At 71.7% G+C, this 15,874-nt stretch carries 15 protein-coding genes; 8 read left to right on the top strand and 7 right to left on the bottom strand.

Features of this window, described 5'->3' with window-relative positions:
- Positions 1-43: 43 nt before the first annotated feature.
- From AC0KTA_RS24745 to AC0KTA_RS24735, 3 genes are all read right to left on the bottom strand, one after another.
- A complete protein-coding gene (locus AC0KTA_RS24745) occupies positions 44-940 on the bottom strand; it encodes a LysR family transcriptional regulator (protein ID WP_481050418.1) in 897 nt (298 codons plus the stop codon).
- A 76-nt stretch (positions 941-1,016) separates the two neighbouring features.
- Entirely contained in the window at positions 1,017-2,006 is a 990-nt protein-coding gene (locus AC0KTA_RS24740) for a DMT family transporter (protein ID WP_481050417.1), read from the bottom strand.
- 53 nt (positions 2,007-2,059) lie between these two features.
- Positions 2,060-3,007 (bottom strand): EamA family transporter, encoded by a 948-nt coding sequence (locus AC0KTA_RS24735; RefSeq protein WP_481050416.1) that lies wholly within the window; start codon positions 3,005-3,007, stop codon positions 2,060-2,062.
- A 149-nt stretch (positions 3,008-3,156) separates the two neighbouring features.
- Here AC0KTA_RS24735 and AC0KTA_RS24730 point away from each other — a divergent pair, with 149 nt between their 5' ends.
- On the top strand, positions 3,157-3,711 hold the full coding sequence (locus AC0KTA_RS24730) for a MarR family winged helix-turn-helix transcriptional regulator (RefSeq protein ID WP_481050415.1): 555 nt from the start codon (positions 3,157-3,159) through the stop codon (positions 3,709-3,711).
- Positions 3,712-3,850: 139 nt separating this feature from the next.
- Here AC0KTA_RS24730 and AC0KTA_RS24725 read toward each other — a convergent pair whose 3' ends face one another.
- The 4 genes from AC0KTA_RS24725 to AC0KTA_RS24710 all read right to left on the bottom strand — a co-directional run bounded on the left by AC0KTA_RS24725 (position 3,851) and on the right by AC0KTA_RS24710 (position 7,359).
- A complete protein-coding gene (locus tag AC0KTA_RS24725) occupies positions 3,851-4,090 on the bottom strand; it encodes a hypothetical protein (RefSeq protein WP_189729965.1) in 240 nt (79 codons plus the stop codon).
- 59 nt (positions 4,091-4,149) lie between these two features.
- Positions 4,150-6,267: a 4-alpha-glucanotransferase gene (gene malQ / locus AC0KTA_RS24720; protein ID WP_481050414.1), complete on the bottom strand. Its 2,118-nt coding sequence runs from the start codon at positions 6,265-6,267 to the stop codon at positions 4,150-4,152.
- Entirely contained in the window at positions 6,268-6,504 is a 237-nt protein-coding gene (locus AC0KTA_RS24715) for a hypothetical protein (protein WP_164324970.1), read from the bottom strand. It abuts the gene before it with no gap.
- A 318-nt stretch (positions 6,505-6,822) separates the two neighbouring features.
- On the bottom strand, positions 6,823-7,359 hold the full coding sequence (locus tag AC0KTA_RS24710) for an HNH endonuclease (protein WP_481050413.1): 537 nt from the start codon (positions 7,357-7,359) through the stop codon (positions 6,823-6,825).
- Positions 7,360-7,647: 288 nt separating this feature from the next.
- Here AC0KTA_RS24710 and AC0KTA_RS24705 point away from each other — a divergent pair, with 288 nt between their 5' ends.
- From AC0KTA_RS24705 to AC0KTA_RS24675, 7 genes are all read left to right on the top strand, one after another.
- Positions 7,648-8,742, top strand: coding sequence for a mechanosensitive ion channel family protein (locus AC0KTA_RS24705; RefSeq protein WP_481050412.1), 1,095 nt, complete (start codon positions 7,648-7,650; stop codon positions 8,740-8,742).
- A gap of 293 nt (positions 8,743-9,035) precedes the next feature.
- Positions 9,036-10,214, top strand: coding sequence for an ROK family transcriptional regulator (locus AC0KTA_RS24700; RefSeq protein ID WP_481050411.1), 1,179 nt, complete (start codon positions 9,036-9,038; stop codon positions 10,212-10,214).
- A gap of 64 nt (positions 10,215-10,278) precedes the next feature.
- Positions 10,279-11,619, top strand: a complete 1,341-nt coding sequence (locus tag AC0KTA_RS24695; RefSeq protein ID WP_481050410.1) for an ABC transporter substrate-binding protein — start codon at positions 10,279-10,281, stop codon at positions 11,617-11,619.
- A gap of 11 nt (positions 11,620-11,630) precedes the next feature.
- Positions 11,631-12,590, top strand: a complete 960-nt coding sequence (locus AC0KTA_RS24690) for a carbohydrate ABC transporter permease (RefSeq protein WP_481050409.1) — start codon at positions 11,631-11,633, stop codon at positions 12,588-12,590.
- Between the two features lie 6 nt (positions 12,591-12,596).
- Positions 12,597-13,508 carry a carbohydrate ABC transporter permease gene (locus tag AC0KTA_RS24685; RefSeq protein ID WP_481050408.1) on the top strand — a complete coding sequence of 304 codons (912 nt, stop codon included), beginning with the start codon at positions 12,597-12,599 and terminating at the stop codon, positions 13,506-13,508.
- Positions 13,509-13,515: 7 nt separating this feature from the next.
- Positions 13,516-14,781, top strand: a complete 1,266-nt coding sequence (locus tag AC0KTA_RS24680) for a 6-phospho-beta-glucosidase (RefSeq protein WP_481050407.1) — start codon at positions 13,516-13,518, stop codon at positions 14,779-14,781.
- Positions 14,772-15,788 carry an N-acetylglucosamine kinase gene (locus AC0KTA_RS24675; protein WP_481050406.1) on the top strand — a complete coding sequence of 339 codons (1,017 nt, stop codon included), beginning with the start codon at positions 14,772-14,774 and terminating at the stop codon, positions 15,786-15,788. Before AC0KTA_RS24680 ends, AC0KTA_RS24675 begins: the two co-directional genes overlap by 10 nt.
- Positions 15,789-15,874: the final 86 nt, after the last annotated feature.

The following is a 15,874-nucleotide window of genomic DNA, read 5'->3' as shown; positions in this document are numbered from 1 at the left end:
CAGGTCGGCGGCGCCGGTACGGCAGGCCTGTGCACAGGCCTCGTCAAGCGGCGGCAGCCGTCCGCAGAGCCCCCAGCACATGGGAAACCGCCGGAGCCCCCTCCGCCCCCCGGCGGACCGCGGCGACGACGTGGCGGCTCGGGCGGTCGGTGCCCAGGGAGCGCATCACGACACCCCCACCCCGGCCGGAGGCCATGCGCGGGACCAGAGCCACCCCCATCCCCGCCCCCACCATCGCCAGAATCGCCTCCCACCCGGCAGCACTGTGCGCCTGCTCGGGCACGAACCCGGCCGCCTCGCACGCGGCCAGCGTGATCTCCGACCAGGGGCCGGAGCCACCAAAGATCCACGGCTCCCCCGCGAGGTCGGCAAGCCGCACCCCCGAAGCCCGCGCCAGCGGATGATCCGCGGGCAGCGCGACATCCAGCGGATCGGCGAGCAACGGCACCCGCGTGAACCGCCGGTCCCGCCCCGCGGGCGCCTGCGCGGCGAGGGACAGCGCGAGATCGACGTCCCCGGCGGCCAGCAACTCGTACGCCTCCGCCGCCTCGGCCTCCCGCACCCGCACCGAAACCCCGGGCCACGCCGCCCGCAGGGCCCGCACCGCAGGCACCACGAGCGCGGGCACGGCGGTGGAGAACGCCCCCACCCGCACCTCCCCGGCCACCCCGTCGACGTACGCCGCCAACTCCGCGTCCGCAGCCTCCAGTTGGGCGAACACGGCATCGGCGTGCACCAGCAGCAGCCGCGCGGCCCCGGTGAGCCGCACCCGCCGCCCGTGGGCTTCGAGGAGCGGCACGCCCACCTGCTTGGAGAGGTTGGACAACTGCTGCGACACGGCCGAGGGGGTCATCAGGAGCGCCCGCGCCGTCGCTGTGACGGTCCCGCGCTCGTTCAGGGTGCGCAGGATCTGCAGCTTCTTGATGTCCCACTCGGTCATGACGTCAACGTACCGGCGGCCCGGCACACGCATGCCGGACCGCCTCCCCGTCGGGACTGCTTCCACCCCGCCGGGACTACTTCCGCCCCGCCGAGCCGAGCACCACGCCACCCAGGATCAGCCCCATGCACAGCACCTGCAGCCACCCCATGCCCTCGCCGAGCACCGCGAAGGACAGCAGCGCCACGCACACCGGCTGGAGGTAGTAGACGACGCCGGCGCGGGCCGCGCCGATGACGGAGATCGCCTTGTTCCAGGCGAAGAAGGCGACCGCCGAGGAGACCACGCCCACGTAGAGCAGCGGGGACACCGTCGCGGCCGTCGGCTCGAACCCGCCCTGAACGGCGAGGCTGACCAGGAACACCGGGAGCAGCATCAGCGCGCCCAGGACGAAGGTGCTGAAGAGGAAGGGCAGTCCGGAGATCTCCGCGGGCCTGCGGCGCAGCAGCGCGCTGTACGAGCCGAAGGCGATCGCGCCGCCGATCACCCACAGGTCGCCCGCCGCGAGGTCCATGGCGAGGGAGCCGCCGCTGACCAGGAGCAGTACGCCGACGCAGGCGACGAGCATGCCGGTGACGCGGCGCGCCCCGAGCCGGGCGCCGCCGAGGCGTTCGTACACCGCCATCAGGACGGGCGACGCGGCCATGATCATGCCCATGTTGCCCGCGGTGGTCGTCACTCCGGCCTGGTTCACCAGGGTGTTGTAGACGGTGACGCCGAGGAAGGAGGCGGCGAGCAGGAATCCCAAGTGCGCGCGCAGCAGCGCGCGTTGGCGCCAGGTCTGGCGTATCGCGAAGGGGGCGACGGCCGCGATGGCGATGATCCAGCGCCAGAACGCGTGCTGGACGGGCGGCACACTGTCGGCCAGGGCCCGGGAGGTGACGAAGCTGCCCGACCAGACGACGGTGGCGAGCGCCGCGAGCGCGAGCCCGACGCCGAGCCCCGCACCCGGCCCGGCGCCCGCCCCGCCGGAGCCGGTACGCCCGCCCTCCGTACCGCTCCGTACGCCGACGCCGTCACTCCGTACGCCGTCGACGCTGCCGCTCCGGTCCAGGACGCTCGCCACTGGTATCCCTTGCCTCTCTCCCCGGTTCCGGGGCTCGGTGATCTCGTGCCGGGCTACCGTCGCACCCCCACACCATCCAGGTCCATCGAATCTTTTCGATCAGCCTTTGAAGCTGAGCTGAATGATTCGGAGCCACCGCCGGCTCCTTGTCGCTGCGGCCGGAGCTGGCCGAACACCGTCGCGCCGAACGCGATCGCCATCCCCGCCACCTGCACCGCCGTCAGCGACTGACCGAGCGCGGCCCAGCCGATGACCGCCGCCGTCAGCGGCGAGAGCGGGCCGAGCAGGCTCGCCTGGGTCGCGCTGAGGCGGCCGATGCCGCGGAACCACAGCCAGTACGCGAGAGCCGTCCCCGCGAGGGAGAGGTAGACGTAGCCCGCGATGTTCCGGCCGTCGAGCGCGGGCGGCGCGCCCTCGACCAGGAACGCGACGGGCGCGATCAGCAGGCCGCCGGCCGTGAGCAGCCAGGCCGTGAGCGCCAGCGGGCCCACCCCCTCCGGGCGGCCCCACCGCTTGGTCAGGACCGTGCCCGTCGACATGGACGCCGTCGATCCCACGGCCGCGAGCAGGCCGACCACGTCGAGCGCCCCGGTCGCCTTGAGGACGACCAGGCTGACGCCGAGTGCCGCGGCGGCGCCGGTGAGCAGGGTGCGCGGGCTCGGGCGGTCGGCGAGAAGCAGCGCCGAGAGTCCGGCGACGAAGAGCGGGCCGACCGAGCCGACGACCGCGGCCATGCCACCGGGCAGGCGGTAGGCGGACAGGAAGAGCAGCGGGAAGAAGGCGCCGATGTTCAGCGCCCCGAGGACCGCCGACTTCCACCACCACTCCCCTCGCGGCAGCCGTCTGGCGAGCAGGAGCAGCAGGAGACCGGCGGGCAGGGCCCGCATCAGGCCCGTGAACAGCGGGCGGTCGGCGGGCAGGAACTCGGTCGTGACGGCGTAGGTGGAGCCCCAGGTCAGGGGGGCGTAGGCGGTGAGCAGGATCGCGGTGGAGCGCTTCATGACGTACGTCCCCCAAGAGGTCGCAAAGCAAAGAGCCCCGGGAAGGAGGCTCGGCGGCAAGGAAGCTCAGCTGTAAGTAGCTTAGCTCTAAGCTACTTACCGTCAACCTACTTACTTGCGAGCATCCAAGATCGGTGAATAATTCCCCCATGAACGCCACCACCTCCGGCCCTGGCACCGGCTCCAGCTCCGGCCCCAGCTCCGACGCCGTCGACGCGATCATCGAGCAGTGGGCCGTGGTCCGGCCCGACCTGGAGACCACGCCCATGGAAGTCTTCGGCCGCGTCTACCGCATCTCGCAGGCCGTGGCCGACCGCGTCGAGCAGGCACACCGTGAAGTGGGCACCACGCGCGGGGAGTTCGACGTGCTCGCGACGCTGCGGCGCACCGGCGATCCGTACTCGCTCTCGCCGCGCCGGCTCGCCTCGACACTGATGCTGACGTCGGGCGGCATGACCGGGCGGCTGGACAAGCTGGAGCGGGCGGGACTGCTGCGCCGCTCCCCCGACCCGCACGACCGGCGGGCGCTGCAGGTGACCCTGACGGAGAAGGGCCTTGAGCTGGTCGAGCGGGCGGTCGTGGCGGGCCTGGAGGCGCAGCGCACGGCGCTCACGGCCGCGGGTCTCGACGAGGCGGAGACGGCTCAGCTCGCCGCCCTGCTGCGGAAGCTGCTCGCGGGCGCGCAGCCGGGGGACGGCGCTTGAGGCCCTGTCACCGTCACCGCACGGGGGCAGGACGCGCCGAGGGCGCTCCCGGCCGCGTACGCAGTCCTAAGGGGTGCGTACGCGGCCGAGGAGCGCCCTCGGCGGAAAGGTGAGGAGAGCTGGTGCCGAACCGGCGCCGTCAGCCCTGCTTCTGCTGCTTGCGGGACTTGTCGCCGACCATCACGAGGCCCGCGATGACCAGGAACAGCACGATGGGTGCGGCGACGTACAGGCCGAGTGTCTCGACCACGCTCAGGCCGGGGCCCGGGTCGTCGCCGTCGTCGCGGGTGAGCGCGAGCGCGGGGGACGTCATGAGCAGCATCATCAGCGTCGTACCGGAAGCCAGGGCACCGGCGCGCAGGGCGTTCTTCTTGTCCACGGTGCCAACGTAGCGAACCGCTCCGCGGGCCGCGCGCCCGGGGTGCCGTACGGGGCGCCTCAACTCCTGCGCGGCGGGCGCTGCCGCACCGCGTCGAACACGTCGAGCAGGGCGTGCAGGCGCGGGGACGCGGCGAGGTCCTCCAGGGTGACGGGGCGTCCGGCGGCGTCGGCGACGGGCAGCCGCCAGTTCGGGTACTGGTCCCAGGTGCCGGGGAGGTTCTGCGGGCGGCGGTCGCCGACGGTGTCGGGCAGCCAGACGCCGACCATGCGGGCCGGGGTGGCGAGCAGGAACCGGTGCACGGCGCGGATCTCGTCCTCCTCGCGCCCGGCGCCGCCCGGCAGCAGGCCGAGCCGGGAGATCAGGGCGAGCCATTCGCCTACGTCGGCGGCGGCCTCGGCGCGTTCGGCGGCGAGCGGGCGGGCCAGCAGACCGAGGTCATGGCGGAGCCGGACGTGGGCGCCGGTCACGCGGGCGGCGGTGGACGGCAGGTCGTGGGTGGTGGCGGTGGCGAGGCAGTCGGCGCGCCACCGCCCGGGCGGCAGCGGCAGCCCGTCGCCCTCCCAGTCGCGCTCGAACCACAGCACGGACGTGCCGAGCACCCCGCGCTCGCGCAGCGCCTCGCGGACGCCCGGTTCGACGGTGCCCAGGTCCTCGCCGATGACGAGGGCGCCCGCGCGGTGCGCCTCCAGGACGAGGACGGCGAGCATGGCCTCCGCGTCGTAACGGACGTACGTTCCGTCGACGGGGGTACGTCCGCTCGGCACCCACCAGAGCCGGAAGAGCCCCATGACGTGGTCGACGCGGACGGCGCCCGCGTGCCGCAGCGTCGCGCGCAGCAGGGCGCGGAACGGGGCATAGCCGGACTCGGCGAGCCGGTCCGGGCGCCACGGCGGCAGGCCCCAGTCCTGCCCGCGTTCGTTGAAGGCGTCCGGGGGCGCGCCCGCGGACATGCCCGCGGCGAAGTGACGCCGCTGCGCCCAGGCGTCGGCGCCGTCCGGATGGACGCCGACGGCCAGGTCGTGGATGAGGCCGACGGGCATCCCGGCGTCGCGCGCGGCCCGCTGGGCGGCGGCGAGCTGCTCGTCCGTGAGCCAGGCCAGGCGCTCGTGGAAGTCGACGCGGTCCATCAACTCGGTGCGGGCGCGGGCGGTTTCGGGCGAGGCGGGGTCCTGCAGGGGTCTTGGCCAGGCGTGCCAGTCGGGGCCGTACCGCTCGGCGAGCGCGTACCAGGTGGCGTGGTCCTCCAGGGCCTCGCCGTGCTCGGCGAGGAAGTCGCTGTAGGCGGCGCAGCGGCCGGGCCCGAGCGGGACGTCGCGGATCAGTTCCAGGGCGGCCGACTTGAGCTCCCACACGGCGTCCCGGTCGATGAGCGCGCCCTCGCGCAGGACGGCCCGGCGCAGGACGGCGGCGCGCTCCAGGCAGCCGCCCGCGCGGTCGCGAGCCTCGCCCCGGAGGTGGCCGAACTCCGGGATGTTCTCCACCCTCAGGTGCACGGGGTCCGGGAAGCGGCGCGACGAGGGGCGGTACGGAGACGGGTCCCCCGCGCCGCCCGGCGGCTTCGGCACCGCCGCGTGCAGCGGATTCACCTGAACGAAGCCGGCCCCCAGCGCCCGTCCCGACCACGATGCCAGCTCCGCGAGGTCGCCGAGATCACCCATGCCCCAGGAGTGGCGGCTCAGGAGGGAGTAGAGCTGAACGAGGAACCCGTAGGTACGGGGTGGTGGGGCGGGGGCGCGGCGCGGGGCGACGACGAGGTGGGCTTCGGCGGTGGTGCCGTCGGGGGTGGTGGCGTGGAGGCGGTGGATGCCTGGGGGGAGGGAGGGGGTGGGGGCGGTGTTCGCGAGGTCGACGAGCGTTCCCTCTTCCTCGGTCTCCACTGTGAGGCGGGTGTCCGGGGGGAGGGAGGTGAGGGCTTCTGGGAGCGCGTGCTTCTTGTCGTCGGAAGCAGGGCCGTCGCCCGTCCACAGGACCACGGTGGGCGGCAACAGGCGTTCCCGTAAGGCCCGTTCGCGGGCCGCCACCGCGTCCCGCACCGCCTCGGGCGTGCTCGCGTCGACGTCGAGCGCGGCGAGGGCCGCGACGACCGCGGCCTCCGAGGCCTGGACCGTGCTGTCCGGGGACGGGGAGTACGAGGTGGCCACGCCGTGCAGGGCGGCCAGCCGGGCCAGGGTCACCTAGACCCCCATGGGGTCCAGGCCCGAGGCAGTGCCCGTCGAGGTCGGCTCGCTGGTCAGCGGGGCGGCGTCCGTGAGGGGCGGTTCGCTGGTGAGGGGGGCGGCGTCGGCGAGCGGGGGCTCGCTGGTGAGGGGCGGCTCCAGGCAGCCGCAGGAGCAGGAGCCGTCGAGGCCGGAGTCGGGGTGCGAGACCTGTTTGGACAGGGCGGAGAGGAGGAGGTTCGCGGAGGCGGGCATGGGGTGCTCCTTGGTCGCGGGCATCGGTTCCGAAGCCCTACCCACTGCGGTGGGGCGCATCCGTATACGTTCGGGGAACGTGGTGCTGCTCACATCTGGCCCTGCGGGGCCTTCCCCGCTGCGTCCATTAGCGCCCCTTCCCGAGACTGGGGGCTCCGCCTCCAGACCCCCGTATCGCCGCTTCGCGGCTCGTCCTCAATCGCCGGACGGGCTAGAAGGGCGGGCGGGTGGGGGAAATAGCCCCTCCGGCGTTTGAGGAGCGGGGGTCCGGGGGCGGAGCCCCCGTGGCCTTGGCACAACAATGGCCCGGATGGATCCCTAGGCAGAGATCCCGTCGATCCGGGCCATCGCGTCATCCGCGCCGAACGGCTGCAAGTACGGCAACCAGCGCGGATCCCTATGCCCGGTGCCGATGATGCGCCAGGCGAGTCCCGAGGGCGGGGCGGGTTTGTGGCGCAGGCGCCAGCCCAGCTCCATGAGGTGCCGGTCGGCCTTGACGTGGTTGCAGCGGCGGCACGAGGCCACCACGTTGTCCCAGGCGTGCTGACCGCCGCGGCTGCGCGGAATGACGTGGTCGACGCTGGTTGCGACGCCACCGCAGTACATGCACCGGCCGCCGTCGCGGGCGAACAGGGCACGGCGGGTCAGTGGAACGGGCCCCCTGTAGGGGACCCGCACGAAGCGCTTGAGCCGGACCACGCTGGGTGCGGGGATGGTGCGGGTCGCGCTGTGCATAAAGGCGCCGGACTCCTCGAGGCAGAGTGCCTTGTTCTCCAGGACGAGGACGAGCGCGCGGCGGAGCGGTACGACGCCGAGGGGCTCGTACGACGCGTTGAGGACCAGGACATGCGGCACGGATGCCTCCTTGTACGCCGGCGGCGCGTGGCTCGCGCCGGGACGATCTGCAGCCAGTCTCCCCTCATGGCTGGTCGTAGCGCCACCATGTGCTGGTAACGGCCCTGAAGTGTTTTCGCCCACACCCCGGGCGCAGGCACGTTTCCGCGCCGATCGGCGCCGTTTTGCGCCTGGTGAGCACCGTCTCTCCTTCGAACATGACAACGATCCACACACAATGCCCCGTTAGTGTGGTGGGTCTGCCCGGTGCATCTCCTGGGCAGGCCGCTATGCCTGGAGGTACGAGCCGTGTTCCTGTCCGTCCTTTCGGCCGCCGGAACGGACCCGGACCCGACACCGACGCCGACTCGCAAACCCGTCACCCTCGACGACGCCCAGGAGAGCGCGACGAACGCCGCGAGCTGGGTGGAGGAGAACTGGTCGACCTGGCTCGCCATCGGCCTGCGCATCCTGCTGATCGTCGTGATCGCCATGGTTCTGCGGGTGCTCGTACGGCGGGCCATCACCAAGTTCATAGAGCGCATGAACCGCACGGCGTCGGCCGTCGACGGCACGGCGCTCGGCGGGCTCCTGGTCAATGTGGAGCGGCGGCGGCAGCGTTCGCAGGCGATCGGCTCCGTCCTGCGCTCGGTGGCGTCGTTCCTGATCCTCGGCACGGCCGCGCTGATGATCCTCGGTACCTTCGAGATCAATCTGGCGCCGCTGCTCGCCTCGGCGGGTGTCGCGGGCGTCGCGATCGGTTTCGGCGCCCGCAACCTCGTCACGGACTTCCTCTCCGGCGTCTTCATGATCCTGGAGGACCAGTACGGGGTCGGTGACTCCATCGACGCCGGGGTGGCCTCCGGTGAGGTCATCGAGGTGGGGCTGCGCGTCACGAAGCTGCGCGGCGACGACGGCGAGATCTGGTACGTCCGCAACGGCGAGGTCAAGCGCATCGGCAACCTCTCCCAGGGCTGGTCGACGGCCGGCGTCGATGTGACGGTGCGTCCGGACGAGGACCTGGAGAAGGTGAAGAAGACGCTGACGGCGGTCGGCGAGACCATGGCCAAGGAAGAGCCGTGGAACGAGCGCCTGTGGGGCCCGGTGGAGATCCTGGGCCTGGACAGCGTGCTGCTCGACCAGATGGTGGTGCGCGTCTCCGCCAAGACCATGCCGGGCAAGTCCCTCGGCGTGGAGCGGGAGCTGCGCTGGCGCATCAAGCGGGCCTTCGACGCGGAAGGTATCCGCCTCGTGGGCGGACTGCCCATGCAGCAGGACGGCGGCGTGACGCCGGCCGCGGACCCGACCGCGGGCATGGCGGCCCCGTCGGCGTACGCGTCGTCGACGTCGCCGCAGTCCCTGGCGGCCTCGCCGATAGCCCCGCCGCCGAACCTGTCGAAGTAGGACCCGGTGGCCGTAGCGGGGGCTCCGCCCCCGGACCCCCGTATCGGCCTGAACGGCCTCGTCCTCAATCTCCCCCAAGCTCTTAAGGAGCAGGGGGGACCCCCTCGACGGGCTGAATTCCCCCCGCCCGGGCCTCTCGGGCCGCCCGCTGACGAGGTAACGACTTGGTTGCCGCAGGCCCACCCACCCTTGACGCCCCCTGCCCAGGGACTTACGTTCCTCGCATCCAATAGGAAGCCTTCCTAACAGTGACGTGAGGGAGGCGGGCCACCGAAGGGCAGGTGTCGTCAGCGATGGCTGGAACCACCCCATCCAACGGGTCGCCCGGCGTCCCGGGCACGCCCAGCGTGCTCCGCGCCATGAACGACCGCGCCGCGCTCGACCTGCTCGCCGCCCACGGCCCGCTCACCCGTACCCGCATCGGCGAGCTGACCGGCCTGTCCAAGCCGACGACCTCGCAGCTCCTGAGCCGCCTGGAGTCGGCGGGCCTGGTCCGCACCACCGGGCGGCAGAGCGGACGGCCGGGTCCGAACGCCGTCCTGTACGAGATCGACCCCGCCGTCGGCCACGTCGCCGCCCTGTCCGCCGACCCCACCGGCATCACCGCCCTGGTCGCCGACATCACCGGGCGCGAGGTGGGCAGGCAGCGCATCGAGGCCGCCGCCGTCGCCGAGGACGTACGCCATCGCACCGCCCAGCTGGTCGTGGAAGCCGTGGACGGCGCCCTCGCCCAGGCCGGGCTCGGCCACGACGACCTGCGCGGCGCCGTCATCGGCACGCCCGGCGCCATCGACCCGCACGACGGCCGGCTCCGCTACGCCCCGCACCTGCCCGGTTGGCACTCCCGCACCCTGCGCGCCGAACTCGCCGAGGTGCTCGGCACCCCGGTGGCCATCGAGAACGACGTGAACCTCGCGGCCATCGCCGAGCAGTACGAGGGCGCGGCCCAGGACAACGACGATTTCGTGCTCGCCTGGCTGGACGAGGGCGTGGGCGCCGCGATCGTGCTCGGGGGCGTGCTCCTCCGGGGCGCGACCGGCGGCGCGGGCGAGATCGGCTACATGCCGGTGCCGGGCGCCCCGCTGCTGCGCGGCCCCGACGGGACGCCCGGCTCGTACCGGGGCGGCTTCGAGAGCCTCGTCTCCGCCGCCGTGGTCCGCGAGCTCGCGGGCGGCAAGCCGCTCACCGACGCGCTCGCCGACCCCGCCGTGCGCGACGAGCTGGCCCGCCACATCGCCACCTGCCTCGCCGCCGTCGTCGCCGTCGTCGACCCCGAACTCGTCGTCCTGTCCGGCCAGGTGCCGCAGGCGGGCGGCGAGGAGCTGCGCCTGCGCGTCGAGGAGGAGATGACGGGCCTCGCCCTGCCGCGCCCGCTCCTGCGCATCAGCGAGCTCGACGGCGATCCGATCCTCACCGGCGCCCTGCGCACGGCCCTCACCCAGGCCCGCGACACCCTCTTCGACACCGCCTGAGCCCCTCGCCACATACGGAACACCCCGACTCCCCCAACACCGCCTCCCGCAAAGGACGTCCGCCATGCCGCGATGGCGCATACGCACACGCGTGCCCGCCGCCCTGACCGCGGCCGGACTGCTCTTGGCCGGCTGTGCCAACCCGAGCACCGGCAGCGCCGAAGACGATCCGACCAAGCCCGTGACGCTGAAGTTCTGGCACGGCTGGGCGGCCCCCGGGGAAGTCAAGGCGATCAACGAGAGCATCGAGCGGTTCGAGAAGCTGCACCCGAACATCGATGTGAAGGCGACCGGCAACGTCACCGACGCCACCATCAACCAGGCCCTCAGGGCGGGCGGCGGCGAAGCCCCCGACGTGGTGTCGTCGTTCACCACGAACAACGTCGGCCAGTACTGCGACTCCGGGATGTGGGTCGACCTCGACCCGTTCATGAAGAAGACCGGCCTCGACAAGAAGAAGACGTTCCCCAAGACCCTGCTCGACTACACGAGTTACGAGGGCAACCAGTGCGCGCTGCCGTTCCTCGCGGACGCGTTCGGCATGTACTACAACAAGGACGCCTTCAAGGAGGCGGGCATCGAGCACCCGCCGCGCACCATGTCGGAGTTCAAGAAGGCCGCGGCGAAGCTGACCGTGCGCAGCGGCAAGGACTCGTACAAGCGCGTCGGCTTCATGCCGAACTTCCGGCTCTACCAGAACGCCCCGGACCGGCTCTTCGCGCAGTGGGGTCCGGAGTACTTCGACGCCGACGGCAAGTCGCGGCTCGCCGACGAGCCCAAGACGTACGACTTCTTCAAGACCACCAATGAGCTGATCAAGGCGCAGGGCGGCTACGCCGACCTGGAGAAGTTCCGCTCCACCTTCGGCGACGAGATGTCGAGCCAGAACGGCTTCCTCACCGGCAAGCTGGCCATGCACCTCGACGGCGAGTGGCGTGGCCTGATGCTGAAGGACGCCAAGGCCAAGTTCGACTGGGGCGTGGCGCCGCTGCCGGTGCCCGACGACCAGGCCGACACGTACGGCCGGGGCTTCATCACCGGCACCGTCCTCGGCATCGCGCACAGCAGCAAGCACCAGAACGCCGCCTGGGAGCTGGTGCGGTTCCTGACGGCGAACACGAACCAGGTCGTGGACTTCGCCAACGACATCCACAACGTGCCGTCCACCTACGCGGCCCTCAAGTCGCCCCGTCTGGACGCCGACAGGCGCTTCCGCACCTTCTTCAAGATCCTGGCGAACGAGCACAGCCAGGCGCTCCCGCAGTCCACGAACGGCGGCGCGTACATCGTCTCGCTCGCGGACCTCGCGTACTCCGTCGAAGCCGGCGGCAAGAAGAACCTGCGCGAGGCGCTGAAGAAGCTCGACGGCCAGATCGACGCCGACAATCTCCAGGCAGAGAACTGAGGACCCCCGCCATGGCCCTGCCACTCTCCAAACCAGCGCGCCGCAGACTGTCCCCTCCCGCGCGCCGCCGACTGCGCGTGCTCGGGTTCCTCTCCCCCTGGCTGATCGGCTTCAGCGTCTTCTTCGCGTACCCGCTGATCGCCACCGTCTACTTCTCGTTCATGCACTACAACCAGATCAAGGAGCCCACGTTCGTGGGCCTGCGGAACTGGCGGTACGTGTTCGAGCAGATGCCGTTGTTCGGCCCGGCCCTGTGGAACACGCTGTGGCTGGTCGTGGTGATGGTGGCGCTCCGGGTGGTCTTCGGGCTCTCGCTCGGGCTGCTCATCACGAAGATCAAGTCGGGGGTCGGCTTCTTCCGCACCGCCTTCTACATCCCCTACCTGGCCCCGCCGGTGGCGGCGACGGTCGCCTTCGTCTTCCTGCTGAACCCGGGCACGGGCCCGGTCAACGAGATCCTGTCGAGGGTCGGCATCGACGCGCCCACCTGGTTCAACGATCCGACATGGGCGAAACCCTCGCTGGTGATGCTCTCCCTGTGGGGCATCGGCGACCTGATGGTGATCTTCATGGCCGCGCTGCTCGACGTACCCAAGGAGCAGTACGAGGCGGCCGAGCTGGACGGCGCGGGCGCCTGGGCGAAGTTCCGGTACGTCACCTGGCCCTCGATCACGCCGATCGTGATGTTCGCCGTGGTCACGGGTGTCGTACAGACCATGCAGTACTACACGCAGGCCCTGGTCGCCGGGAAGATCGCCTCCGGGGTCTCCATCGGTCCCGGCTCGGTGATCCAGCCCGGCTATCCGGACCACTCGACCCTCACGGTCCCCCAGCTCGTCTACTCGATGGGCTTCCAGAACTTCAACACCGGTGCGGCGTGCGTGCTCTCGCTCGTGCTCTTCGCCATCGCCATGGCCGTGACGCTGCTGCTGATGCGCAAGCGCTCCGGCCTGCTCTCGGCGGAGGACTGATCCCCGATGACTTCCACGACACTCAGCGCGCCCGCCTCCTCGTCGAAGGCCGCCCCCGCCAAGCAGCGCGGACCGGCCGCCGCGCGCGCCCGCCGCAGGCGCATCCTGCACTGGATAGCCGTGCACAGCGTCGCCATCGCCGTGGCGCTGCTGTTCATCCTGCCCTTCGTGTTCGTCTTCCTGACGTCCGTGATGAGCGACTCGCAGGCAATGAGCGGCGACCTGTGGCCGTCCTCCTGGCACTGGGAGAACTACAAGGCCGTCTTCGAGACCGACGGCTTCCTCACCTGGTGGCGCAACTCCCTGATGTACGCGGGACTCGGCACCCTGTTCACGGTGTGCTCGGCGATCCCCGTGGCGTACGCGCTCGCGAAGTTCCGCTTCCGGGGCCGGCGCACGGCGATGCTGCTCGTCATCTCGACGATGATGCTGCCGCCGCAGGTCATCGTGATCCCCATGTACCTGGTGTGGGCGCAGCAGTTCCACCTGTCGGGCACGCTGTGGCCGCTGATCATCCCGATGGCGTTCGGCGACGCGTACTCGATCTTCCTGCTGCGGCAGTTCCTCCTCACGATCCCCAAGGAGTACATCGAGTCGGCGAAGGTCGACGGCTGCGGTGAGCTCAGGACCCTGCTCACCGTCATCGTGCCGATGGCCAAGCCCGGCATCGCCGCCATCGCCCTCTTCCAGTTCTTCTACTGCTGGAACGACTACTTCGGGCCGCAGATCTACGCGGCACAGGACCCGGGCGCGTGGACCCTTTCGTACGGCCTGGAATCCTTCAAGAGCGCCCACATGGTGAACTGGAACATGACCATGGCGGCGACGCTCCTGGTCATGGCTCCGGTCATCGTCATCTTCTTCTTCGCACAGAAGGCCTTCGTCGAAGGCGTCACCCTCACCGGAGTAAAGGGCTGATTCAGAAATGAAGCTCGCAGTGGTCGGCGGAGGCTCGACCTACACACCCGAACTCATCGACGGATTCGCCCGGTTGAGGGACACCCTGCCGATCGAGGAGCTCGTCCTCGTCGACCCGGCGGCCGACCGCCTTGAACTGGTCGGCGGCCTGGCCCGGCGCATCTTCGCCAAGCAGGGCCACCCGGGCCGCATCGTCACCACGTCCGACGTGGACGCGGGCGTCGCCGACGCCGACGCGGTGCTGCTCCAGCTCCGCGTGGGCGGCCAGGCGGCCCGGCAGCAGGACGAGACGTGGCCGCTGGAGTGCGGCTGCGTCGGTCAGGAGACGACCGGCGCGGGCGGCCTCGCCAAGGCGCTGCGCACGGTCCCCGTCGTCCTCGACATCGCCGAACGCGTCCGCCGCACCAACCCGAACGCGTGGATCATCGACTTCACCAACCCCGTCGGCATCGTCACCCGCGCCCTGCTCCAGGCCGGACACAAGGCCGTCGGCCTGTGCAACGTCGCCATCGGCTTCCAGCGGAAGTTCGCCGCCCACCTGGGCGTGGACCCGGGGCAGGTGCACCTGGACCACGTGGGTCTGAATCACCTGACCTGGGAGCTGGGCGCGCGCCTCGGCGGCCCCGGGGGCGAGAACGTGCTGCCGAAGCTGCTCGCCGAGCACGGCGAGGCCATCGCCGAGGACCTGCACATGCCGCAGGCGATCGTCGACCGCCTCGGCGTGGTCCCCTCCTATTACCTGCGCTACTACTACCAGCACGACGCCGTCGTACGGGAGCTGCGCACCAAGCCGTCCCGGGCGGCCGAAGTCGCCGCGATGGAAGAGCAGTTGCTGACGATGTACGGCGATCCGGCGCTCGACGAGAAGCCGGAACTGCTCGCCAAGCGGGGCGGCGCCTTCTACTCGGAGGCGGCGGTCGACCTGGCCGCGTCGCTGCTCGGCGGAGGCGGCAGCCCGTACCAGGTGGTGAACACGTACAACAACGGCACGCTCCCCTTCCTCCCGGACGACGCCGTCATCGAGGTGCAGGCATCGGTGGACTCCTCGGGCGCCACGCCCCTGGCCGTCCCGGCCCTGGACCCGCTGTTCTCGGGGCTGATCGCGAACGTCACCGCGTACGAGGACCTGGCGCTGCACGCCGCCCTGCACGGCGGCCGCGACCGCGTCTTCAAGGCGCTGCTCGCGCACCCGCTGATCGGCCAGTACGAGTACGCGGAAACGCTCACGGACCAGCTCGTCGCACACAACCGGGAGCACCTCGCGTGGGCCTGAGCGCATCCCGCGGCGCGGGCCCTTCGGCGTCCGCGCCGGTGCTCGCCATCGACGCGGGCAACAGCAAGACCGACGTCGCGGTGGTCGCGGCCGACGGACAGGTCGTCGGCGCGGCCCGCGGCGGCGGATTCCAGCCCCCGCTGGTCGGCGTGGAACCGGCCGTGGACGTGCTCGCCGAGGCGGTGGACCGGGCGCTCGGCGAGGCGGGCCTCACGTCGGTCGGCCATGTCGCGGCATGCCTGGCCAACGCCGATCTCCCGGTGGAGGAGCGCGAGTTGGCGGCAGCGATACGCCGTCGCGGCTGGAGCACGAGCGTCGACGTACGCAACGACACCTTCGCGGTCCTCAGGGCGGGCCTCGTCGAGGACGCCGAGCCGCGCGGGGTCGCGGTGGTGTGCGGGGCGGGCATCAACTGCGTCGGCATGCTGCCGGACGGGCGCACCGCGCGCTTCCCGGCGATCGGCAAGATCTCCGGGGACTGGGGCGGGGGCGGGGCCCTGGCCCAGGAGGCGCTGTGGCACGCGGCCCGCGCGGAGGACGGCCGCGGCGGCCCCACGGCCTTGATGTCGGCCCTGCCCGCCCACTTCGGCCTCCCCTCCATGTACGCCCTCATCGAGGCGCTGCACCGGGGCCACATCGAGGCCGCCCGCCAGCACGAGCTGACGCCCGTCCTGTTCGCGACGGCGGCGGACGGCGACGCGGTCGCCTGCTCCCTGGTGGACCGCATGGCCGAGGAGGTCGTCGTCATGTCGACGGTGGCCCTGGGCCGCCTCGGCCTGCTGGAGGAGGCGACCCCCGTCCTCCTCGGCGGCAGCGTCCTCGCGGCCCGGCACGGCCGCCTGGACGACGGCATCCGCACCCGCCTGTCCGAACGGGCCCCGAAAGCCATCCCCCGCGTGGTGACCGAACGGCCGGTCCTGGGCGCGGTGTTGCTGGGCCTGGACGCAGTGGGGGCGCCGGCGGAGGTACACGCACGGGTGCGGACTCACTACTCACCCGGCACCTGACCCACCGTCACGGGGGCTCCGCCCCCGAACCCCCGCTCCTCAACCGCCGGAGGGGCTATATCCCCCACCCACCCGCCCTGACCAGC

Source organism: Streptomyces sp. Y309, assembly GCF_056712025.1.
The sequence above is the reverse complement of the archived record's forward strand: the minus strand, read 5'-3'. Positions and strand labels throughout refer to the sequence as shown.